This is a genomic window from Tardiphaga sp. vice304 (assembly GCF_007018905.1).
Classification (GTDB): domain Bacteria; phylum Pseudomonadota; class Alphaproteobacteria; order Rhizobiales; family Xanthobacteraceae; genus Tardiphaga.
In genome coordinates this window covers 4,810,088-4,831,460 of record NZ_CP041402.1, presented here as the reverse complement: position 1 = coordinate 4,831,460, position 21,373 = coordinate 4,810,088, and the positions used below count along the sequence as shown (strand labels likewise).

The following is a 21,373-nucleotide window of genomic DNA, read 5'->3' as shown; positions in this document are numbered from 1 at the left end:
ATCGTATCATGTACACGTATGACGAAATCGACCGCACGCTGATCAACGAGCGCGTCTCCGAATTCCGCGACCAGGTGAAACGCCGGTTGGCCGGCGAACTCACCGAAGACGAGTTCAAGATGCTGCGCCTGATGAACGGCGTCTATCTGCAGCTGCACGCCTATATGTTCCGCGTGGCGATCCCTTATGGCACGCTGTCGTCGGCGCAGCTGCGCAAGATGGCGCATGTGGCCAGGCGCTACGACCGCGGCTACGGCCACTTCACCACGCGGCAGAACATCCAGTTCAACTGGATCGCTTTGTCCGACCTGCCGGACGCGCTGGAAGATCTGGCCTCGGTCGGCATCCACGCGATGCAGACCTCGGGCAATTGCACGCGCAACATCACCACCGATCAATGGGCCGGCGTAGCACCCGGCGAGGTCGAAGACCCGCGGATCTGGTGCGAATTGCTGCGGCAATATTCCACCATGCATCCGGAATTCTCGTTCCTGCCGCGCAAGTTCAAGTTTGCCATCACAGCATCCGCGCATGATCGCGCGGCGATCAAGGTTCACGACATCGGCCTGCGGCTGCACAGGAACGACGCCGGCGAGACCGGCTTCGAGGTGCTGGTCGGCGGCGGTCTCGGCCGCACGCCGTTCATCGGCAAGCCAATCAAACCCTTCGTGCACGGCCGCGATCTGCTCGGCTATGTCGAGGCGATTTTGCGCGTCTACAACCAGTACGGCCGCCGCGACAACATCTACAAGGCGCGCATCAAGATTCTGGTCCATGAGCTCGGCATCGAGAAATTTGCCCGGGAAGTCGAGGACGAATGGCTGGCGATGCGCGACACCGCATTGTCGCTCGACGCGGAAGTTGTCGAGGATATTCGCGCGCGCTTCATCTACCCGCATTACGAGACCCTCACCGACCTGCCGGACGAAGTGCGATCGGCTTCCGCCGATCCGGCGTTCGAAGCCTGGCGGCTCAACTCGGTCGCGCCGCACAGACTGCCCGGCTATTCGATCGTGACGCTATCGCTGAAGCCGATCGGCGGTCCGCCGGGCGACGCCACCGCCGACCAGATGGATGCCATCGCCGATCTCGCCGAAAAATATTCGTTCGGTGAGATCCGGGTCGGCCATGAGCAGAATCTCGCGCTGCCGCATGTCGCGCAGAAGGACCTGCCGGCGCTGTGGAAGGCGCTCGACAAGATCGGCGTCGCCACGCCGAACGTCAATCTGGTCACCGATATCATCGCCTGCCCGGGGCTGGATTACTGCTCGCTCGCCAACACCCGCTCGATCCCGATCGCGCAGGAACTGACGCGGCGCTTCGCCAACCACCACACTGCCAATTTGATCGGCCGGTTGCACGTCAACATTTCCGGCTGCATCAATGCCTGCGGTCATCACCATGTCGGCCATATCGGCATTCTCGGCGTCGAGAAAAACGGCGAGGAATATTACCAGATCACCATCGGCGGCCGCGCCGATGAGCATGCCGTGGTCGGCACGCTGATCGGCCCCGCGGTGCCCTATGCCGAAGTCGCCGATGTGATCGAGGATATCGTCGAGGCCTATCTGGCGCTACGCCAGCGACCGGATGAATTGTTTGTCGAGGCCGTGGCGCGGCTCGGCGTCGAGCCCTTCAAGGAGCGCGTCTATGCCACTCGTTAAGAACGGCACGGTCGCCGCCGACACCTTCATTCACGTCGGTGAAGATCAGGAAATTCCCGTCCACGGCGCGGCGCTGATTCCGGCTTCGCGGTTTCTGGCCGACCCCGAGGCGCTGGTCGCGCGCAACAGCCCGACCGGCGTGATCTGGCCCAACAACCGTGATCTCGACGATCTCGTGCCGTGGCTCGATCGCCTCGCAGTGGTGGCACTGGTGTTTCCGAGCTTTCGCGACGGTCGCGCCTACAGCCAAGCGCGGCTGCTGCGCGAGCGCTACGGCTACAAGGGCGAGATGCGCGCTACCGGGCAGGTGCTGCGCGATCAGTTCGTGTTCATGCTGCGCGCCGGCTTTGATGCTTTCGAGGTCGTCAAGCACGCCGATGCGGAGGCCTTCCTTGCCACCGCCCAGCGCTATACGGTGTTCTATCAGCCGACCGGCGACGGCCGCATCACCGCGCTGCATCGCCGCATGCAGTTGCGGCATTCGGAGAGCGCCAGCTAGGCAGTGGAAGGTGGCACCCGTGCTCGGACATATTGACAGCATATTGTCGCCGTCATTCTGCTAACATTGAAATCTGGTTTCGTTGACTTCGCGTTCCGTCTTGACGAGTCTGGCGCATTCCCGGATGGCGCTTCCGTCGTCTCGCTGATGGAGATCACCATGATCTTGCGTGGTTCATTTCGCCGTTTTATTCCCGCAATTGCCGCGCTGCTGTGTGCCGGCTCGGCTTTAGCCGCGGACGTGTCGCTGCTCAACGTCTCCTACGATCCGACGCGCGAACTCTATGCCGAATTCAACAAGGCCTTTTCCGCCGCCTATCAGAAGGAAACTGGCAAGACCATTGCGATCAGGCAGTCGCACGGCGGCTCCGGTTCCCAGGCGCGCGCCGTGATCGACGGCTTGCAGGCCGATGTGGTAACGCTGGCACTGGCCTATGACATCGACGCCATCGCCGCGAAGAAGATGCTGCCCGCCGAATGGCAGCAGCGGCTGCCGCAGAACGCCTCGCCCTATACATCGACCATCGTGTTCCTGGTGCGCAAGGGCAACCCCAAGGGCATCAAGGACTGGGACGACCTGATCAAGTCCGGCGTCAGCGTGGTCACGCCCAACCCGAAGACCTCCGGCGGCGCGCGCTGGAATTACCTCGCCGCCTGGGGCTTTGCGCTGAAGAAATATGGCTCCGAGGATAAAGCAAAGAAGTTCGTCCGCGACCTCTACCAGAACGTTCCGGTGCTCGACACCGGCGCGCGCGGCTCGACCGTGACGTTCGTCGAGCGTGGCGTCGGTGACGTGCTGCTGGCGTGGGAAAATGAAGCGTTCCTCGCGCAGAAGGAATTTGGTAAGGACAAGTTCGAGATCGTGTCGCCGCCGCTGTCGATCCTAGCCGAACCGCCGGTGTCGGTGGTTGACGTGGTCGCCGACAAGAAGGGTACCCGCGCCGCCGCGGAGGCCTATCTGAAATACTGGTATACGCGCGAAGGCCAGGAAATCGCCGCGCGCAACTCCTACCGTCCGCGCGACGTGGAGATTGCCAGGGAGTACGAGAAGTCGTTCGCCAAGGTGGAAATGTTCACGATCGACGACGTGTTCGGCGGCTGGACCAAGGCGCAGAGGTCCCATTTCAGCGAAGGCGGCGTGTTCGACCAGATCTACAAGAACTGAGCGAAGCGCAGAAATACAGGGGGACGGGTGAGCGGGGGAATAAGACGACGAAACACGCTGCCGGGGTTCGGCCTGACGATGGGCCTGACGCTGATGTGGCTGTCGATCATCGTGCTGATCCCGCTCGCCGGCCTGTTCCTCAAGACCTTCGAACTGAGCTTCGAGCAATTCTGGGGAATCCTGACCAGCCGTCGCACCATGAACGCCCTGAAGATCTCCTTCGGTCTCGCCTTCCTTGCCGCGCTGGTCAATCTGGTGATGGGCATGGTGATCGTCTGGGCGCTGGTGCGCTACCGCTTTCCCGGCCGCCGGCTGTTCGATGCCATCGTCGATGTTCCCTTCGCGCTGCCGACCGCCGTGGCCGGCGTCGCGCTCACCGCTCTGTTTGCGCAAAAGGGCTGGCTCGGTGCGCCGCTCGCCGAACTCGGCATCAAGGTGGCGTTCACCCCGGTCGGCATCTTCATCGCAATGATATTCATCGGCATCCCCTTCGTCGTGCGAACCGTGCAGCCGGTATTGCTCGATCTCGACAAGGAGATCGAGGAGGCCGCCGCCAGCCTCGGCGCCAATCGCTGGCATACGGTGTTTCGCGTGATCGTGCCCAGTCTGGTGCCGGCGATGCTGACTGGCTTTGCATTGGCCTTCGCGCGCGCGGTCGGCGAATATGGTTCGGTGATTTTCATCGCCGGCAATCTGCCGAACATTTCCGAGATCGCGCCGCTGTTGATCGTGATCCGGCTGTCGGAATACCGCTATGCCGACGCCACCGCGATTGCGGTCGTCATGTTGCTGGCATCTTTCCTCATCATCTTCGCCATCAACCGGATTCAGCGCTGGGCGCAGACCCGCGTGCCGGCCCATTGAGCGCGATGGCAATGACGCAACGCTCCCTCGAGATTCAGGCGCGAGACGACGCGCGGACCGAGCCCGGCTGGATCCGCTGGATCATCATCGCGCTGGCGATCGCCTTCCTGGTGGTGTTCGTGGTGCTGCCGCTGGTGCTGGTATTCAGCCAGGCGTTTTCGCGCGGCATCGGGGCGTATTTTCAGGCGCTGTCCGATCCGGAAGCGTGGTCCGCGATCCGGCTGACGCTGATCGTCGCGGCGATCTCGGTCGGCATCAATCTGGTATTCGGCGTGATGGCCGCCTGGGCCATCGCCAAGTTCGATTTCCGCGGCAAGACCATGCTGATCTCGCTGATCGACCTGCCGTTTTCGGTGAGCCCGGTGATCTCCGGCCTGGTCTTCGTGCTGTTGTTCGGCGCGCAGGGCTTTTTCGGGCCGTGGGTGATGGCTAACAACATCCCGATCCTGTTCGCCGTGCCCGGCATCGCGCTGGCCACCACCTTCGTGACCTTTCCCTTTGTTGCGCGCGCGCTGATTCCGCTGATGCAGGAGCAGGGCACGCAGGAGGAGGAGGCCGCGATTTCGCTCGGCGCCTCCGGGCTGCAGACCTTCTTCCGCGTCACTTTGCCCAATATCAAATGGGGCGTGCTCTATGGCGTGCTGCTATGCAATGCGCGGGCGATGGGCGAGTTCGGCGCGGTGTCGGTAGTGTCCGGCCATATTCGCGGCGAGACCAACACCATGCCGCTGCTGGTGGAAATCCTCTATAATGAATATCAGTTCGTCGCCGCCTTTGCGATCGCATCCTTGCTGGCCATGCTTGCGCTGATCACGCTGGTGGCGAAAACCATTCTGGAACGGCATCTCGACGAGGGACAACCGCGTGGCGATTGAAGTCAAAAACATTGTCAAGAAATACGGCGCCTTCGCCGCGCTCGACAACGTCGATCTGAAGGTCGCCAATGGCGAGCTGCTGGCGCTGCTGGGGCCTTCCGGCTCCGGCAAGACCACGCTGCTGCGGATCATTGCCGGGCTCGACTGGCCGGATTCCGGGGAGGTCTCGTTCGACGGCGAGAATGCGCTGGCGCGCGGCGCCGGTGAGCGCCACGTCGGCTTCGTGTTCCAGCATTATGCGCTGTTCCGCCACATGACGGTATTCGAGAACGTCGCCTTCGGTCTGCGCGTGCAGCCGCGCGCGATCCGCAAGGACGAGGCGGCGATCCGCGCCCGCGTCAAGGAACTGCTCGACCTCGTCCAGCTGGACTGGCTGGCCAGTCGTTATCCCAGCCAGCTCTCCGGCGGCCAGCGCCAGCGCATTGCGCTGGCGCGTGCGCTGGCCATCGAGCCGCGCATCCTGCTGCTCGACGAACCGTTCGGTGCGCTCGATGCCAAGGTGCGCAAGGAACTGCGGCAGTGGCTGCGCACGCTGCACGAGGAGATCAACGTCACGTCGATCTTCGTCACCCACGACCAGGAAGAGGCGCTGGAAGTCGCCAACCGCGTGGTGGTGATGGACAAGGGCCGCATTGAGCAGATCGGCACTCCCGGCGAGGTCTACGACCATCCGGCCACCGCTTTCGTGCATTCCTTTATCGGCGAGTCGATCATGCTGCCGGTCGATGTCAGCGATGGGCAGGTCCGGCTCGGCGACAAGCTCCTGAACGTCGATGCGGGTGCTGTGTCGGGTCCGTCGAAACTGTTCGTGCGCCGTCACGACATGAATGTCGGGCCGGTCGGCGAAGCCGCCACCGATGGCGCGCTGGAAGGCACGGTGCGGCGCGTCCGCACCTTCGGCCCGATCCAGCGGGCCGACATTGCGCTGTCCGGCGCCGGTGACACGATGGTCGAGATCGACGCCCCGCGCGACCGCAACCTCGCCACCGGCGACCTCGTCAGCCTGCAACCCCGGCGCTACCGGATTTTTGCCGGCCGCGAGTAGGGCGGCCACGTTCGCCGCCATTCTTCACCTTTCAGCCACGGTTGGTGTGCAACAAACGCCCTCTGTACGGGGGATTGCCGATGATGCGCGTGGCTACAGCCATTCTGGGATTTTTGCTGCTGGGCGGCTGCGCCGCCGACATGGTGGCTCCGGCGCCGGACCAGCCCACGATGTATCTCAGCATGGCCAATGGCGGCGCCAAGCTCGACCCTGTCGCGGCCGCCTCGATGATTTCGCTGTACCGGAAGAACAACGGGCTCGGCCCGGTCACGGTCGATCCGGCGTTGATGGCGCTGGCCGAAGACCAGTCGACCAGCATGGCCAAGAAGAACAAGATGGACCACGACGTGAAAGCGCCACTGGCCAAGCGCCTGAACGCCGGCGGCTATCCGGCGACGCTGGCCGTCGAGAACATCTCCGCCGGCTATCACACCATGGCGGAGGCCTTCTCCGGCTGGCGCGATTCGCCGCCGCACCGCGCCAACATGCTGAAATCCGGTGTCAACAAGATCGGCATTGCTGCGACATATGCGCCGGGCACCAAATACAAGGTGTTCTGGACCATGATCCTGGCCTCGACCGATAGCAAATAAACGCCTGCTGCTTTGCAGCGGCGGCGTTGACGGGGTGATCCGGGGACGCCACGCTGCGGTTCTCTTCATTGCCTCAGGGAATGCCGGGTGCGCGGCCATTTCCTGCAGGCGTCCCACGTCGCAGGAGCATCCCCATGGCTAATCTCACAGGCAAGGTCGCGGTCGTGACCGGCTCGACCAGCGGCATCGGTCTGGCCTATGCGCGCGCCTTTGCCGGCGCCGGCGCCAATATCGTGCTGAACGGCATGGGCACTCCGGAGGAGATCGAGAAGGAACGCGCCTGGATCGAGAAAGACTTCGGCGTCAAGGCGATCCATTCGCCGGCCGACATGACGAAGCCCGCGGAAATCGCCGCGATGGTCGCGCTCGGCGAGAGCAAATTCAGCTCGGTGGATATCCTGGTCAACAATGCCGGCATCCAGTTCGTTTCGCCGATCGAGGATTTCCCGATCGAGAAATGGGACGCGATCATCGCGATCAACCTGACTTCGGCGTTCCACGGCATGCGTGCCGCTATCCCCGGCATGAAGAAGCGCGGCTGGGGACGCATCATCAACACGGCTTCCGCGCATTCACTGGTCGCCTCGCCGTTCAAGTCGGCCTATGTCTCAGCAAAGCACGGCATCGCCGGCCTGACCAAGACCGCCGCGCTGGAACTCGCGACCTTCAAGATCACCTGCAATTGCATCTCGCCGGGCTACGTCTGGACGCCTTTGGTCGAGAAGCAGATCCCCGACACCATGAAGGCCCGCAACCTCACCAAGGAGCAGGTCATCAACGACGTGCTGCTGCAGGCGCAGCCGACCAAGGAATTCGTGACGTCGGAGCAGGTCGCAGCGTTAGCGCTGTTCCTGTGCGGCGACGACGCCGCGCAGATCACCGGCACGAACCTCTCGATCGACGGCGGCTGGACCGCGGCGTAGCAATCTCTGTAGCCCGGATGGAGCGCAGCGAAATCCGGGGAAACCGGTTCGACGGACGAGCCGGACGCGGATTGCGCTTCGCTCCATCCGGGCTACGGCTGGGTTTGCTTCCCGAACGCCAGCACATGCAATCCGAGCCGCGTGCGGACGATCCAGAACAGCAGCACGGTCTCGAAGGTGAGCGCGATCGACGTCGCCGCCGCGGCGCCGTGGCCGCCATAGCGCGGCACCATCAGGATGCACAAAGCGAGGTTCATGGCGAAGGCCAGCGCATAGGCCAGTGCGCAGATGTTCTGGTGGCCGAGCATGTTGAGCAGCCGCTCGACCGGGCCGATTGCCGAGCGCACCACGAGGCCGATCGCGGCGATGAACATGATGTCGTAGCCTGCGACGAAGCTCGGCCCGAACAGCCACAGCAGCGGCTTGCCCAGTGCCAAGAGAACGATGGTCACTGCCAGCGACGGCCAGAACGTCCACTTGATCGCATGCGTCACGTAGGCCGCCAGCCGGTCCTTGTCGCCGGCCTGGTGATATTCGGTGAAGCGGTGCGCGGTGGTGGCCGACATCGCGTAGTGAATGAAAGATACCAGCGCCAGCGTCTTCACGACCGCAAAATACACGCCGACTTCTTCGGAAGAACGGTACTGCTGCAGCACCAGCACGTCGGTGTAAGACAACAATAGATAAAAGCTCTCGACCAGCAGGATCGGCAGCGAGGTCTTTAGCCAGCCGCGGTAATCATAGGCTTTCGGGCCGGGCGCGATATGCGCCGTGAGCCGGCGGTTCAGCACGATCATCTGCCCGATCATCGCCAGCCACACCGCGCCGACGCTGGCCAGCATCGCGATGGTCGCGCCGAGCTGGAAGCCGAGCGCGAAGGCGCCGGCGGTGAAGCCGATGATCAGCGCCTGGCGCACGATGAACTGCGGCATCAGGCCGAGCGTCATCCAGTCGTGCGAGCGCGCAATGCCGTCCTGCGTATTGGCGACGACGAAGGCCGGCAGCGTCAGGCAGCCGAGATACAACGGCACGATGGTATCGGCCGCGATCCACGGTGACAGCAGTTTCACGAGACCCGCGAGGCCGAGCGCGACGATCGCCGACACTGCGCCGGTCATCCAGCGGCTACCGGAGAGGAAGCCGCGCAGCAGGGCCTGGTCGCCGCTGGCGCGATATTCCGGGATGATCTTCTGCGCTGACGCCGCGATGCCGAAATCCATCATCGAGCCGAGCAGCAGGACCCAGGTCCAGACGTAGACGTAGATGCCGTAGTCGGAACCACCCATCCAGCGCGCCAGCAGGATCTGCGAGAAATAGGCGAGCCCGGCCGAGACCACCCGAATGACAAAAATGGTGCCGGCCAGCCGCCGCGTCAGCGCGGCTTCCCCGGCGCCGCCCAGTCTGGCGCGCAGCCGGGCGACGAGGCCTGAGGCAGGCGCGGCGTTTACATCCATGGCAGCCACTGCAGACATCCTGGCCGCGTCCGCGCGGCGATGCTTTTGGGTAGCAAACAGGGGTTAATATCGGGTTGGATGAAGCCACACACTGTCATTCCGGGATGCGGCAGACGGCGAAGCCGGCTGACGGAGACCCGGAATCCCGAGATGTTCATCGTTTCATGGCAGCGCGTCTCATGACGGGATTCCGGGTTCGCTCGCTGCTGACGCGCTCGCGCCCCGGAATGACGACCAGGCTCAGTTCAAATTCACATTGAACTCATACGCCTTGTCCGCGCCCACCAGCGTCAGTTTCAGCGCCGCGCCGTCGGCGCTGGCGCCGGATGGTATGCCCTCCAGATCGAACGCGAAGCGCTTCACCCCGGGCGGGCCTTCCTTGAGCCGTTTCGGCACCGGCAGCGCCCATTCCGGCGTCGGGCCCTCGACGAACAGGTCCGCCTCGCCGTCCGCGGTCACATCGACCAGCACCCGGTTGCCGTCGCGTCTGACGTCGCGCACGGTCAGCGGATTGGCGTCGCCGAGCGTGGCCGGCTTCGGGACGGTGTCGAGCGCCGCCGTGAGCGCGCTGTCCTCGGTCGAGGCGATGCTGGTGAAGGCCAGCTCGGCCACCGCCTCGATCGGGACGCAGAGCTTTTCGCACACCGCATAGCTGATCGCGGCGCGCAGCGTCACCGGTTTGCCGGCGTCCCTCGCGACCACGCGCAGCGGCAGCACCACTTTGGCGACATAGCCCAGCGACTGGCCACCGGCGCCGTCCTCGAACTTGGTCGGGGCTGGCCACAGGATGGTGACGGAGTCGACATTGTCGGATTTGGAGAAATCGAACCGCGGTGGCACGCCGGAATCGCCGGGGCTGCGCCAATAGGTATGCCAGCCCGGCGCGAGGTGGATGGCGATGCCGCCTAGCATGACTGGCCCGCTGCGTGAGCCTGCCAGCAGGCGGAGCTGGGAATGGCGGTCGACCTGCCATGGCGAGGCATCCTGCGCAATCGCAGGAGCGGCAGCGAGCCATGCGGCACAGACGGCGGCGAACCGCAGCGCTAAAGAGGCATTCATCGGACGTCCTTACAGGACCACGCGGGTCCTAGGCCATTGAACTGCTTGTGATGCGGTTGGTGCATCGCGGAAGGTTGATTGACAGACGAGCGACCCAATATCAGGATGGACACAACGAGAGAGGGCCTTGCCGATGGAACCGACCCGCAAGCGACCCCGCAAGAGCCGGGCCCGGGCTGCTTCTTCCAGCGCCGGCAGCTATCTCGACGGTCAGTTGCTGATCGCGATGCCGGTAATGGAGGACGAACGCTTCGCCCGGTCGGTGATCTACGTCTGCGCGCACTCCTCCGAAGGCGCCATGGGCATTATCGTCAACCGCCGCGCCGGCAGCATCGATTTTCCTGAACTGCTGGCGCAGCTTGATATCATCGATAAAGCGGATGGCATCAAGCTCCCGGAAAGCGCCGAAAGCATGAAGGTCCTCAAGGGCGGCCCGGTCGAAACCGGGCGCGGCTTCGTGCTGCATTCCAGCGACTTCTTCATCCAGGACGCCACGCTGCCGATCGATGACGGCATCTGCCTGACCGCCACCGTCGATATCCTGCGCGCCATCGCCCAGGGCGGCGGGCCGAAGCATGCGATCCTGGCGCTGGGCTATGCCGGCTGGGCGCCGGGCCAGCTCGAGACCGAAATCCAGCACAATGGCTGGCTGCACTGCGCCGCCGACGACGATCTGGTGTTCGGTGGCGACATCGAGGCGAAATACCAGCGCGCGCTGACCAAGATCGGCATCGAGCCCGGCATGCTGTCGAACGAAGCCGGCCACGCCTAGACCAGACGGTTGACTTAGTTCGCCGCCTCTAACCGTTCTTCGGTCAGCAATCGCATTGCGGCGTCGGCGTCCATCGGCTCGCCGAAGGCGAAGCCCTGGGCGTATTCGCAGCCCAGCTGATACAGCTCGACCGCATCTGAATCCGTCTCGACGCCTTCGGCCACGACGTCCATGCCGAGATCGTGGGCCATCGCGATGATCGACTTCAGGATCACCGGGCGGGTGCCGCGGCTGGTGGTGCGGACGAAGGACTGGTCGATCTTCAGCGTGTCGAACGGGAAGCGCTGCAGATAGGCCAGCGACGAATGGCCGGTACCGAAATCGTCCAGCGACAGGCCGGTGCCGAGTTCGCGGATGCGGTGCAGCATCTGGGCGGCGTGTTCCGGATTTTCCATCACCAGCGATTCCGTCAGCTCCAGCTTCAACGAGCCGCGGGCGACCGAGGAGCGCGACAGCACGGTACGGATGTCGTGCAGCAGGTCATGGCGCAGCAACTGCCGCGAGGAGACGTTGACGCTGGCGAAGATCGGTTCGCGGGCGCGCATCGCGCGCTGCCAGATCGCCAGCTGCTTGGCGGTCTGGTCCATCACGAACATGCCGAGATCGATGATCAGTCCGATCTCCTCGGCAATGGCGATGAATTCCACCGGCGACATCCGGCCAAGTTTTGGATGATCCCAGCGCGCCAGCGCCTCGAAGCCGGCGATCGAACGATCTTCCAGCCGCACGATCGGCTGGTACAGGATGGTGATTTCCTGCCGCTCGATGGCGCGGCGCAGTTCGGATTCCAGCGTCAGGCGGTCGGTCTTGCGGGCCCGCATCGCCGGCTTGTAGACGTCGATGCGGTCGCCGCCGATCCGCTTCGAATGGTACATCGCCAGCTCGGCGTCCTTGATGATCTCGTCGGACAACGGCGTGGTCGGATCGGATAGTGCCAGGCCGATCGAGGCGGTCAGGAAGATCTCGCGGTCGTTGAACGCGATCGGCGCACGGATGGTCTTGCGAATGGTCTCGGCAAAGGCGGTGATTTTGACCGAGTCGGTTTCCGACATCAGCATCAGGCCGAACTGGTCGCCGGCGAGACGGGCCAGCGTGTCCTGCGGCTTCAGGATCCGGGTCAGGCGCCGCGCCAGCGTCAGCAGGATCGAATCGCCGACGGCGATGCCGACGGAATCATTGACCTGCTTGAAACGGTCGAGGTCGATCACCATCACGGTCGGCCGCAGGGTCGGCATCGTCTTGGCCAGATTGGCGACGGCGCCGAGCCGGTCGATGAACAGTTTGCGGTTGGGCAGGCCGGTCAGGTTGTCATGCACCGAGTCATGCAGCATGCGCTCTTCGGCGTTCTTGGTCTCGGTGACGTCGGTCAATGTCCCGACCACGCGCGACACTTCGCCGTCGGAGCCGACCACCGGCCGCGCCTTCAGCGCGAACCACATGAAATGGCCGTCCGGCGTGCGCAGCCGGAAGTCCTGCACGAGACGGCCGCGGCGCTGGTCGAGCACGCTGTCGAGGGCTGCGCGAAAGCGGTCCTGGTCGAGCGGGTGCAGCACTTCGAGCCAGCCGGCGGCCGGGCCTTCCAGCGCGCCGCGCTTGAGGCCGAGCAGGGCTTCCGTCTCGGGCGAGGTGAACACCTTGTCGGCGGAGACGTCCCAGTCCCAGATCAGGTCGCCGGAGCCGGTCAGCGCCAGCGCGCGGCGCTCGACGTCGGAGACGATGCCATTGGTGGCGCCGCCGCCGGCAAAAGCGTGCTGCATCACCGTGAAGCCGATCAGCATCACGATCAGCACCAGGCCGCCGAGCAGCGCCGGGCCGACAATGTCGTTGGTAACCGAGCCGCCGACCGTCATGCCGGCGGCGACCACCCAGACCACCAGCAGGAACCAGGTCGGGATCAGCAGCACAGCGCGGTCGAAGCCGTGGGTCGACAGATAGACGATCAGTCCGAAGCCGGCGAAGGCAATCAGCACCAGCGAGATACGCGCGATGCCGGACGCCACCGCGGGATCGAACAGCGCCAGCGCCACCAGCGATCCCAGAAACAGCAGCCAAGCCAGCGTGATGTGCGAATAGCGCACATGCCATCGGTTGAGATTGAGATAGGCGAACAGGAACACCAGCAGCGTTGCGGCCAGCATCGCTTCGCCGGAGGCGCGCCAGATCCGCTCGGCGCCCTGCGACATGTCGAGCACCTTGCCCCAGAAGCCGAAGTCGACGCCGATATAGACCAGCACGGCCCAGGCCAGGGCGGCAGCCGCGGGGAACATGATGCTGCCCTTGACCACGAACAGGATGGTCAGCACCAGCGCCAGCAGGCCGGATATGCCGATCACGATGCCCTGGTACAGCGTGAACGAGTTGACCTTGTCCTTGTAGGCTTCCGGCTCCCACAGATAGAGCTGCGGAAGCTTGTTGGTGCGCAACTCGGCAACGAAGGTGATGACCGCGCCCGGATCCAGCGTGACGCGGAAGATGTCGGCGGTGGCCGAGTCCTGTCGCTCCGGGCGGTCGCCGGTGGAGGGCGTGATGGTGGCGATGCGCGACATGCCGAGATCGGGCCACAGCAGGCCTGATGACACGATGCGGTAATGCGGCGCCACGATCAGGCGGTCGAGCTGATCGTCGGTATTGTTGGCGAGCGCGAACACCACCCAGTTCTGGCCGGCCTCGCGGGCGCGCACCTCGATGCGGCGGACGATACCGTCCGTGCCCGGCGCCGTGGAGACCTGGATACGGTCGGTCTCGTTCTGCTGGTATTCGAGGATCGCGGTGAGGTCGATCGCAGGCGCGTCAGAGCGGACGCTGACGGCGTCAATGGCATGTGCCTGCGAGGAGGCAACGATAATCATGAGGCCGAGCGCGAGCGGCGCAAGCCACCTGATCAAACGCAATGTCATTACTCCGCTGTCGCTGAACAGCCGGGCCGACCTTCATGAAGCCGTCCCGGCAAACCCCAGAATTCGTGAGCGATAAATGACATGAAAGCCAGCGCTTTCAAAGACTTTCCGGCCGTCTTCCCGCGCTAAACGACCAACACAATTTTGCCAATATGTTCACTGGTTTCCATCCGGCGATGGGCGTCTGCGGCCTTTTCGAGCGGAAAGCTGGAATCCATCACGGGCTTGACGCGGCCGGCCTGCAGCAGCGGCAGCACTTTGGCTTCGATGGCGCCGACCATCGCCGCCTTGTCGGCCGGCGAGCGCGGCCGCAGCGTCGAGCCGGTGTAGTGCAGCCGCTTCACCATGATTTTGGCAGCGTTGATGGTCGCCTTCGGGCCGTTCAGCACCGCGATCTGCACAATGCGGCCGTCGATCTGCGCGCAATCGAGATTCTTGTCGACGTAATCGCCACCGACCATGTCGAGTATCAGTTCGACACCGTTGCCGCCGGTGATCTCTTTCACGCGGGCGACGAAGTCTTCTTCCTTGTAGTTGATGGCGTGGTCGGCGCCGAGCTTGAGGCAGGCGTCCGCCTTGGCCTGCGAGCCCACGGTGACGATCACCTTGGAGCCCAGCGCCTTGGCGAGCTGGATCGCCATGGTGCCGATGCCGGAGGAGCCGCCATGGATCAGCAGCGTCTCGCCGGGCTGCAGCGCGCCGCGCTCGAACACGTTGTGCCACACCGTCATCAGCGTCTCGGCGGTGGCGCCGGCTTCCATCATCGAGAAGCCATCCGGCACCGTCATCGCCTGGGCGTCCGGCGCGATGCAATATTGGGCATAGCCGCCGCCGGCGACCAGCGACATTACCTTGTCGCCGAGCTTGTGCTTGCTGGCGCCTTCGCCGAGCGCGACCACAACGCCTGCGATTTCCAGGCCGGGCAGGTCGGAGGCGCCGGGCGGCGGCGGATAGGCGCCGGAGCGCTGCGAAATATCCGGCCGGTTGACGCCGGCGGCGGCGACCTTGACGAGGATCTCGCCGGGGCCGGGCTTCGGCAGCGCCCGGGTTTCCGGGATCAGAACCTCTGGTCCACCGGGGGTACTGATGCCGATAACGGTCATTTGCGCGGGCAGCTGTTCCATGATTTGTCCTTGGCGAGTTGTCAATCGGCTGGGACCTGATTAGCCAGCCATCGTGAGGCTGGCAACCATCCGGTATCGAAGCGAGGCAAGCATGGCGATCGACGACGACGACAAGCCAAAGAAGAAGATTAGCCACGAGATCGGCCAGGATCTGACATTGCTGTCGGTCGAGGAACTCGCCGAGCGCATCGCGCTGCTGCAATCCGAGATCCAGCGCCTGCAGTCCAGCATGCAGCTCAAGCGGGCCACCCGGGATGCCGCGGACCGGTTCTTCAAGAGCTGAGTCGTGAAGGGCTGAGATCCGGCGTCTGCCGGTCGCCGGGCGCAATGCGAAATAAGGGGCCGCAGCGCGTCCCGAAAACGGGAGTTATCAACATGGCCCGGGAAGTGGTGCTATGTCCCGTTTTGATACATCGCGTGCCGGACGCGCGATCTCATCCTTGCGGTAATCTACGAGATTTACGCGCAATTAAGCTTTCTCGCATATGAATCAAATTGTCCTGTTTGGACACCGAGTGGCTCCTGTCCACTCTGTTTGACGCCTCCCTGTTATCAACTTCAAAGCCGCCGGAAACGGCGGCTCTTTTTTTGGGACAGCGTCGCTTCCTTGGAAACCATAAATACTTCTTTAAATTTGACTCGCTGGACTCTCGCCTGCGGTCGCGTAATGATTTGTTCATCATATACCGGCGTTTTTTTTCAAGCCGGCCGCGTAACCAGTTGCTCGAGGCGTCACCTCCATGTCGGACCGTTTGCAAGGCGAAGCTGCGCTCGTTCATTTCAGCGAGCGGCTTACCAATTCCGCGGCCTTCGGGGCGTTGTTTCGCGAGGGGATGGATCTGGTCGAGGAGACGGCAGCCTATCTGGATGGCGTCGGCCGTGCCGAAGCCAAGGCGCTGGATCGCTCCGTCAGCCTCACCTATGCGACCGAGAGCATGCGCCTTACCACGCGCCTGATGCAGCTGGCCTCCTGGCTGCTGCTGCACCGCGCGGTAAAGGAAGGCGAGATGACGCTGCTGCAGGCCAATCGCGAAAAGACCAAGGTCAAGCTGAGCGCCGCCGATCCAAGCCCGGACGACATGCTGCTCAAGCAGCCGCAGCAGTTACAGGACCTGATCGCGCGCTCGATGACGCTGCAGACCAAGGTCCGCCGCCTCGACGTGACCATCCATGCCTCGACCACCGAACGTGCCGCGATCGGCAATCCGCTGGTGCCGCAGATGAACCGCCTCAAGGCCGCGTTCGAACGCTGACACGAAACTGTCATTTCCAGAGTGGGAGCAGCGATAGCTGCGAGCGATACCGGACGCTCGAGATCGCGGTACATTGAACATTTCGTGATTTCGGGGTGGTTCGGGCTTTCGTCGTGGACCCCGGACTGACGGCACTTCCGAATATGCGCTAAGTGTGTCCCGCAAGAGGGGCATGTGGCATGGCGGCGGATATCAGGGCGTTGACCGGGGTGCGCGGCGTGGCCGCGGCGATCATCGTGATCTATCATTTCGGCGACGTGCAACTCTCCACCGGCGGCACCGCGTCTTATTTCCGGATTCCGTTCGGCTATCTGATCGTCGATCTGTTCTTCATGCTCAGCGGTTTCGTGATGGCGCTCACCTATCGCGACGCCTTCGCACAACTCACGCTGCCGAAATTCGCGACCTTTATGCTTAAGCGCGTAGCAAGGCTGTATCCGGCCTATTTCGTCATCGGACTGTTTTATATCGCCAAGATCGCAGCCGGCCTGTCGGGCGAGCGGCTCGAGATGTATTCGGCGTGGGACTGGATCGGCAATCTGCTGATGATGAGCGGGTGGGGGCTGCACATTTTCCCGGTGATCGGCGTGGCCTGGGCGGCCAGCGCCGAGATGGGCTCCTATCTGCTGCTGCCGATCCTGATGGCCTTCACCTTGCGCAGGAGTCCGGCAATCTGCGCGGTTTCCGTGGCCGCGGCACTGCTGGCGATCTATGTGGTCAGCGTCAGCGGCCGCGGCTCCGGCGGCCCGCTCGACGTGGTCAACGGCAATTCGTTCTATCCGCTGCTGCGCGCTGTGGCCGGTTTCGCGCTGGGGCTTTCGATCTTCCGTTTCGCCGGCGTGGTCGACCGGCTGTCGATGCGGACGCAGGATGCGCTGGTTGTCGGTATTCTGGTCGCGATCCTCACGATCGGCTATTTCAGCGAAAGCGACTTGCCGATGTACCTGCTGTTCATCCCGCTGGTGGCCGTGCCGTCGCGCGGCGGCCGCGCCGCCCAGGCGTTGTTCGGCGGCGCGCTGGTCTATCGGCTCGGCATCATCTCCTATTCGATCTACCTGATCCACCCGCTGTTCGTCAGCTTTGCCGTGCGCGCCTGGCGCTATTTCGGACAGACCGAAGCGGTTTTCATTGCAGCGTCCTGCGTGTGCTTTGCGATCATCTGGGCGCTGTCGGAAGTCAGCTATCGTCTGGTCGAGATGCCCGGCCGCCATGCGATCGTCGCCTGGTTCGGTCCGAAGCAGGCCTCGCCGCGCGTCGCTGCAGCGCCGGAGCGTTAAAGCAGGCGCGCGCGGGTGACTCATTGTCACACCAGCTCTTAACGCACGACGTGGCATACACGATCGGCCGAGCAGCCTCGGGCTGCTCAACTTCCGGGGTGACATGTCCTTTTCTCGTATTCTCATCGGCGTCGCGGTGGCGATGGCCTGTTCGGCGGCGCAAGCCCAGCCGGTCGCCGTGCTGCCGGCGCCGCCGGCCATCCCGTTCCTGCCCTCGCCGGTCGGCGGCTGGACGGTGACCGTCGGCCTCGGCGCCGAGGCCACGCCCTCCTATGAGGGCGCCAACAGCTTCCGCTTCAGCCCGGTGCCAATCTTCTCGCTGCGTCGCGCCGGTACGCCCGCGCGCTTCCGCAGCATGCGGGACGGCGCCAGCTTTGCGATCTTCGATCCGGGCAACGGCTTTCGCGCCGGTCCGGTCGGCAAATACAAGCGCGAGCGCAAGGCCAGCGACCACAGCGAACTGAACGGGCTGCGCGACGTCGATTTCGCCATCGAGCTCGGCGGCTTCGCGGAATATTACGCCATCGACTGGCTGCGGCTGCGCGCGGAAGTTCGCCGTGGCGTCGTCGGGCACGAGGGTGTCGTGGCGGATTTCGCCGCCGACGTGATCATGCCGCTCGCCGAACGACTGACCTTTGCCGTCGGTCCGCGCTACACCGTGACCAACGCCGCCTATTCGTCGACCTATTTCGGCGTCAGCGCCGCGGAATCGCTGGCTTCGGGCCTGCCAGTATTCGATGCCCGTGGCTCCCAGTCGGCCGGCGCCGGCGCGCAACTGCGCTACCAGCTCAATCCGCAGTGGGAAGTGCGGACCTATGTGGAATATGAGCGCCTGCTGGGCGCTGCCGCCGACAGCCCGCTGGTGCGGCTGCGCGGCACGCCGAACCAGACCACCGGCGGTATCGGCGTCGCCTATTCGTTCGACGTCGATGTGAGGTAAATCCGTAGCCCGGATGACAATCCGGGGCCGGCGTATCCCCATGCGCGCTTTCCCCGGATTGTGTCGCCACCGCATCGCGTCGCCGATGTCATCCAGGCTCCCCCGCCCAACGAAAAACGCCCCGCAAAGCGGGGCGTTTTGTATTCAGGTCGAACCGGATCAGGCCGAAGCGGCCTCGTCCTTCTTGAGGAAGCCCGAAAACTTCTTCTGGAAGCGCGACACGCGACCGCCACGGTCGAGCATCTGCGCGCTACCGCCGGTCCATGCCGGATGGGTCTTGGCGTCGATGTCGAGGTTCAGCTTGTCGCCGGCCTTGCCCCAGGTCGAACGGGTCTGGAACTCGGTCCCATCGGTCATAACGACCGTGATCATGTGATAATCGGGGTGAACATCGGCTTTCATGGCAATTCCTTCGGCGCGTAGGCGCCCTGCAGCACGGCGTAAGAGAAGTGGATTTGGCCGCTCTATATCGCAGACCTTGAGCCAAGACAAGGACTCCGCGGCGGATGATGGTCATTTGCCACCGGCCGCCAAGCGGCCTATCTGAGGCGGGCATTTAGAATGGTTGGAAATCATGAGTGCAGTCGAACGGCTTGAAGCGAGCGTAGCCCCGAATCCCAAGCTCCCCCAGCCGGAACCGGTGCTGCCCGAGCCGTCGCTGGTCGATGCGGTGGTCGATGTGCCCGCGCCCAGCCGGGCCAGACTGCGCCCGTTGCTGGCGCTGGCGCCCTATGTGGTGCGCTACCGGGTGCGGGTGATTCTGGCCCTGATCGCGCTGACCATCGCCGCCGTGACCACCCTGGTGGTGCCGGTCGCGGTGCGCCGGATGATCGACTTTGGCTTCAGCCCCGAAGGCATCGCCATGATCAACAGCTATTTCAGCGTGATGATCGCCGTGGTCGCCGTACTCGCCGGGGCCAGCGCTGCGCGCTATTATCTGGTGATGACGATCGGCGAACGCATCGTCACGGATTTGCGCGGCGACGTGTTCGCGCATCTGACGCGGCTGTCGCCGGCGTTTTTCGATTCGGCGCGCTCCGGCGAACTGGTGTCGCGGCTGACCGCGGACACCACCCAGATCAAGTCGGCGGTCGGCGCCTCGGTCTCGATCGCGCTGCGCAATATCGTTCTTTTTCTCGGCGCCGCCACCATGATGGTGATCTCCAGCCCGAAACTGTCGGGCTTCGTGCTGGCCGCGATCCCCCTGATCGTGATCCCGCTGGTCGCCTTCGGGCGACGCGTGCGCAAGCTGTCGCGCGGCGCGCAGGATACGCTGGCGGAGGCCTCGGCCTATGCCAGCGAGCTGGTCGGCTCGATCCGCACCGTGCAGGCCTATACCAATGAAGGCATCGCCAATGCCCGCTTCGCTGCCGGCGTCGAGCGGTCCTACGAGTCCGCCGTCAGCACCACGCGCGCCCGCGCGCTGTTGACCGCGATCATCATCTTCATCGTGTTCTCCAGCGTGGTCGGCATCCTGTGGGTCGGCTCGCATGACGTGTTGACCGGGGCGATCACGCCGGGCCGGCTCGGCCAGTTCGTGCTCTATGCGGTCTTTGCCGCCTCCAGCCTCGGCCAGCTCAGCGAAGTCTGGGGCGAGATTTCGGCGGCCTCCGGCGCCGCCGAACGGCTGTTCGAGATTCTCGGCGTCAAGTCGCAGATTACCGCCCCCGCATCGCCGCGCGCGCTGCCGGTGCCGGCGCGGGGCGATGTCGCGTTCGATAACGTCATCTTCGCCTATCCGACGCGGCCCGACATCCTCTCCGCCGACGGCGTGTCGCTGACGATCCGGTCCGGCGAAAAGGTCGCGATCGTCGGCCCCTCCGGGGCCGGCAAGAGCACGCTGTTTCATCTCCTGTTGCGGTTCTACGATCCGAAGAGCGGCGTGATCTCGTTCGACGGCGTGCCGGTCGTCGATGTCGATCCGCACGAACTGCGCCAGCGCATCGCGCTGGTGCCGCAGGATTCCGTGGTATTTGCCGCGACCGCCCGCGAGAACATCCGCTTCGGCCGCCCCGATGCCACCGACGCCGAGGTCGAGCATGCCGCGAGCCTGGCGCACGCCACCGAATTCATCTGCCGCCTGCCGGAGGGATTTGATGCCCAGCTTGGCGAGCGCGGCGTGACGCTGTCCGGCGGGCAGCGCCAGCGCATTGCGATTGCCCGCGCCATCCTGCGCGACGCCCCGCTCTTGCTGCTCGACGAGGCGACCTCGGCGCTCGATGCGGAATCCGAGACGCTGGTACAGACGGCGCTGGAAGAGCTGATGAAGCACCGCACCACGCTGGTGATCGCGCATCGCCTGGCGACGGTGCTGTCCTGCGACCGCATCCTGGTCATGGAGCACGGCCGCATCGTCGAAGAAGGCACCCACGCCTCGCTGGTCGCCGCCGGTGGGCTGTATGCACGTCTGGCAAGGTTGCAGTTCGGGGTGTGATCATCCCGAACCCGGCGTATCCGATGGATTGCGTGCCGCGTGACGGATCGCATGCACGATGACTTCTTTTTCAGTGGGCTCGTAGAAAATCAGATAGGGATAAGGCGGTGTCGCCAGTTTGCGTATCGTCGGGTCTTCGGTACGTGAGCCGATGGCGGGATGCGACGGCAACAAGCTTACCATCCGCTGGATACGCGCGTGAACTCTCGTTGCACCCTGCGGCGATTGGCTCGCGATATAATCCAGAATGCCGTCAAGGTCGGCCAGAGCCCGGCGGGTGTAGCGCAGTCTCACAGCCCGTGCTTGGCCCAGACCGCGCGGACTTGCTCGTCCGTAGCAAACTCACCGCGGGCTGCCTCCGCTTTCGAAGCTGCAATGGCCGCGCGCTCGTCGACGGACAGCATCACTGGAGCGGAGTTGTCGCTGCCGGCAAGCTGCATCACGATTCGCGCGATATCGTCCTGAGCCTCCGAGGGAAGGCTACGGGCTAGCTCAAGAGCTTGATCAAGAAGCTTCGTCATTCCTGGAAGATACCG

21 protein-coding genes are annotated in these 21,373 nt (G+C 64.1%); 14 read left to right on the top strand and 7 right to left on the bottom strand.

What is annotated here, in order from left to right:
- The first annotated feature begins 8 nt into the window (after positions 1-8).
- The 8 genes from FNL56_RS23085 (at position 9) to FNL56_RS23050 (ending at position 7,627) form a co-directional block, all read left to right on the top strand.
- Positions 9-1,664 (top strand): nitrite/sulfite reductase, encoded by a 1,656-nt coding sequence (locus FNL56_RS23085; protein WP_143575182.1) that lies wholly within the window; start codon positions 9-11, stop codon positions 1,662-1,664.
- Entirely contained in the window at positions 1,651-2,163 is a 513-nt protein-coding gene (locus FNL56_RS23080; RefSeq protein WP_143575181.1) for a DUF934 domain-containing protein, read from the top strand. Before FNL56_RS23085 ends, FNL56_RS23080 begins: the two co-directional genes overlap by 14 nt.
- 147 nt (positions 2,164-2,310) lie before the next feature.
- Complete coding sequence (locus tag FNL56_RS23075) at positions 2,311-3,327, top strand: sulfate ABC transporter substrate-binding protein (protein WP_143575180.1); 1,017 nt, start codon at positions 2,311-2,313, stop codon at positions 3,325-3,327.
- A 57-nt stretch (positions 3,328-3,384) separates the two neighbouring features.
- On the top strand, positions 3,385-4,191 hold the full coding sequence (cysT, locus tag FNL56_RS23070) for a sulfate ABC transporter permease subunit CysT (protein WP_143576330.1): 807 nt from the start codon (positions 3,385-3,387) through the stop codon (positions 4,189-4,191).
- 11 nt (positions 4,192-4,202) lie between these two features.
- Positions 4,203-5,066, top strand: a complete 864-nt coding sequence (cysW, locus tag FNL56_RS23065; protein ID WP_168203007.1) for a sulfate ABC transporter permease subunit CysW — start codon at positions 4,203-4,205, stop codon at positions 5,064-5,066.
- On the top strand, positions 5,056-6,111 hold the full coding sequence (locus FNL56_RS23060) for a sulfate/molybdate ABC transporter ATP-binding protein (protein WP_143578314.1): 1,056 nt from the start codon (positions 5,056-5,058) through the stop codon (positions 6,109-6,111). The genes cysW and FNL56_RS23060 overlap by 11 nt, the downstream gene beginning before the upstream one ends.
- 80 nt (positions 6,112-6,191) lie before the next feature.
- Positions 6,192-6,704, top strand: coding sequence for a CAP domain-containing protein (locus FNL56_RS23055; RefSeq protein WP_143575177.1), 513 nt, complete (start codon positions 6,192-6,194; stop codon positions 6,702-6,704).
- Positions 6,705-6,838: 134 nt separating this feature from the next.
- Positions 6,839-7,627 (top strand): 3-hydroxybutyrate dehydrogenase, encoded by a 789-nt coding sequence (locus FNL56_RS23050; RefSeq protein WP_143582403.1) that lies wholly within the window; start codon positions 6,839-6,841, stop codon positions 7,625-7,627.
- A gap of 92 nt (positions 7,628-7,719) precedes the next feature.
- Here the strand turns inward: FNL56_RS23050 and FNL56_RS23045 are convergent, their stop codons facing one another.
- Both FNL56_RS23045 and FNL56_RS23040 read right to left on the bottom strand, forming a co-directional pair.
- Positions 7,720-9,081, bottom strand: a complete 1,362-nt coding sequence (locus tag FNL56_RS23045) for a flippase (protein ID WP_210245540.1) — start codon at positions 9,079-9,081, stop codon at positions 7,720-7,722.
- Between the two features lie 240 nt (positions 9,082-9,321).
- Positions 9,322-10,140 carry a protein-disulfide reductase DsbD domain-containing protein gene (locus FNL56_RS23040; protein WP_143575174.1) on the bottom strand — a complete coding sequence of 273 codons (819 nt, stop codon included), beginning with the start codon at positions 10,138-10,140 and terminating at the stop codon, positions 9,322-9,324.
- 133 nt (positions 10,141-10,273) lie between these two features.
- On the opposite strand from FNL56_RS23040, the gene FNL56_RS23035 reads away from it, so the two are divergent.
- Complete coding sequence (locus FNL56_RS23035; RefSeq protein ID WP_143576329.1) at positions 10,274-10,912, top strand: YqgE/AlgH family protein; 639 nt, start codon at positions 10,274-10,276, stop codon at positions 10,910-10,912.
- Positions 10,913-10,926: 14 nt separating this feature from the next.
- Here the strand turns inward: FNL56_RS23035 and FNL56_RS23030 are convergent, their stop codons facing one another.
- A complete protein-coding gene (locus FNL56_RS23030) occupies positions 10,927-13,803 on the bottom strand; it encodes an EAL domain-containing protein (RefSeq protein WP_168203006.1) in 2,877 nt (958 codons plus the stop codon).
- A gap of 131 nt (positions 13,804-13,934) precedes the next feature.
- The gene (locus tag FNL56_RS23025) at positions 13,935-14,933 is read right to left on the bottom strand and encodes an NAD(P)H-quinone oxidoreductase (RefSeq protein ID WP_143575173.1); all 999 of its coding nucleotides are present in this window, start codon (positions 14,931-14,933) and stop codon (positions 13,935-13,937) included.
- A 91-nt stretch (positions 14,934-15,024) separates the two neighbouring features.
- On the opposite strand from FNL56_RS23025, the gene FNL56_RS23020 reads away from it, so the two are divergent.
- From FNL56_RS23020 to FNL56_RS23005, 4 genes are all read left to right on the top strand, one after another.
- The gene (locus FNL56_RS23020) at positions 15,025-15,216 is read left to right on the top strand and encodes a DUF1192 domain-containing protein (RefSeq protein ID WP_143575172.1); all 192 of its coding nucleotides are present in this window, start codon (positions 15,025-15,027) and stop codon (positions 15,214-15,216) included.
- 457 nt (positions 15,217-15,673) lie between these two features.
- Positions 15,674-16,186: a protease adaptor protein RcdA gene (rcdA, locus tag FNL56_RS23015; protein WP_143582402.1), complete on the top strand. Its 513-nt coding sequence runs from the start codon at positions 15,674-15,676 to the stop codon at positions 16,184-16,186.
- A gap of 179 nt (positions 16,187-16,365) precedes the next feature.
- The gene (locus FNL56_RS23010) at positions 16,366-17,463 is read left to right on the top strand and encodes an acyltransferase family protein (RefSeq protein ID WP_143582401.1); all 1,098 of its coding nucleotides are present in this window, start codon (positions 16,366-16,368) and stop codon (positions 17,461-17,463) included.
- Between the two features lie 103 nt (positions 17,464-17,566).
- Complete coding sequence (locus FNL56_RS23005; protein WP_143575169.1) at positions 17,567-18,403, top strand: MipA/OmpV family protein; 837 nt, start codon at positions 17,567-17,569, stop codon at positions 18,401-18,403.
- A gap of 159 nt (positions 18,404-18,562) precedes the next feature.
- Here the strand turns inward: FNL56_RS23005 and rpmE are convergent, their stop codons facing one another.
- On the bottom strand, positions 18,563-18,805 hold the full coding sequence (gene rpmE / locus FNL56_RS23000) for a 50S ribosomal protein L31 (protein WP_143575168.1): 243 nt from the start codon (positions 18,803-18,805) through the stop codon (positions 18,563-18,565).
- Between the two features lie 172 nt (positions 18,806-18,977).
- On the opposite strand from rpmE, the gene FNL56_RS22995 reads away from it, so the two are divergent.
- Positions 18,978-20,837 (top strand): ABC transporter ATP-binding protein/permease, encoded by a 1,860-nt coding sequence (locus FNL56_RS22995; protein WP_143582400.1) that lies wholly within the window; start codon positions 18,978-18,980, stop codon positions 20,835-20,837.
- On the opposite strand, the gene FNL56_RS22990 is transcribed toward FNL56_RS22995, so the two are convergent.
- On the bottom strand, positions 20,838-21,131 hold the full coding sequence (locus tag FNL56_RS22990) for a type II toxin-antitoxin system RelE/ParE family toxin (RefSeq protein ID WP_143575166.1): 294 nt from the start codon (positions 21,129-21,131) through the stop codon (positions 20,838-20,840).
- Complete coding sequence (locus FNL56_RS22985; RefSeq protein ID WP_143575165.1) at positions 21,128-21,358, bottom strand: hypothetical protein; 231 nt, start codon at positions 21,356-21,358, stop codon at positions 21,128-21,130. Before FNL56_RS22985 ends, FNL56_RS22990 begins: the two co-directional genes overlap by 4 nt.
- Positions 21,359-21,373: the final 15 nt, after the last annotated feature.

Coding starts and splice junctions, on each gene's coding strand:
- FNL56_RS23085 (WP_143575182.1), top strand. CDS start 9: ATGTACACGTATGACGAAATCGACCGCACGCTGATCAACGAGCGCGTC.
- FNL56_RS23080 (WP_143575181.1), top strand. CDS start 1,651: ATGCCACTCGTTAAGAACGGCACGGTCGCCGCCGACACCTTCATTCAC.
- FNL56_RS23075 (WP_143575180.1), top strand. CDS start 2,311: ATGGAGATCACCATGATCTTGCGTGGTTCATTTCGCCGTTTTATTCCC.
- cysW (WP_168203007.1), top strand. CDS start 4,203: ATGACGCAACGCTCCCTCGAGATTCAGGCGCGAGACGACGCGCGGACC.
- FNL56_RS23055 (WP_143575177.1), top strand. CDS start 6,192: ATGATGCGCGTGGCTACAGCCATTCTGGGATTTTTGCTGCTGGGCGGC.
- FNL56_RS23050 (WP_143582403.1), top strand. CDS start 6,839: ATGGCTAATCTCACAGGCAAGGTCGCGGTCGTGACCGGCTCGACCAGC.
- FNL56_RS23045 (WP_210245540.1), bottom strand. CDS start 9,081: ATGGATGTAAACGCCGCGCCTGCCTCAGGCCTCGTCGCCCGGCTGCGC.
- FNL56_RS23040 (WP_143575174.1), bottom strand. CDS start 10,140: ATGAATGCCTCTTTAGCGCTGCGGTTCGCCGCCGTCTGTGCCGCATGG.
- FNL56_RS23035 (WP_143576329.1), top strand. CDS start 10,274: ATGGAACCGACCCGCAAGCGACCCCGCAAGAGCCGGGCCCGGGCTGCT.
- FNL56_RS23025 (WP_143575173.1), bottom strand. CDS start 14,933: ATGGAACAGCTGCCCGCGCAAATGACCGTTATCGGCATCAGTACCCCC.
- FNL56_RS23020 (WP_143575172.1), top strand. CDS start 15,025: ATGGCGATCGACGACGACGACAAGCCAAAGAAGAAGATTAGCCACGAG.
- rcdA (WP_143582402.1), top strand. CDS start 15,674: ATGTCGGACCGTTTGCAAGGCGAAGCTGCGCTCGTTCATTTCAGCGAG.
- FNL56_RS23010 (WP_143582401.1), top strand. CDS start 16,366: ATGGCGGCGGATATCAGGGCGTTGACCGGGGTGCGCGGCGTGGCCGCG.
- FNL56_RS23005 (WP_143575169.1), top strand. CDS start 17,567: ATGTCCTTTTCTCGTATTCTCATCGGCGTCGCGGTGGCGATGGCCTGT.
- rpmE (WP_143575168.1), bottom strand. CDS start 18,805: ATGAAAGCCGATGTTCACCCCGATTATCACATGATCACGGTCGTTATG.
- FNL56_RS22995 (WP_143582400.1), top strand. CDS start 18,978: ATGAGTGCAGTCGAACGGCTTGAAGCGAGCGTAGCCCCGAATCCCAAG.
- FNL56_RS22985 (WP_143575165.1), bottom strand. CDS start 21,358: ATGACGAAGCTTCTTGATCAAGCTCTTGAGCTAGCCCGTAGCCTTCCC.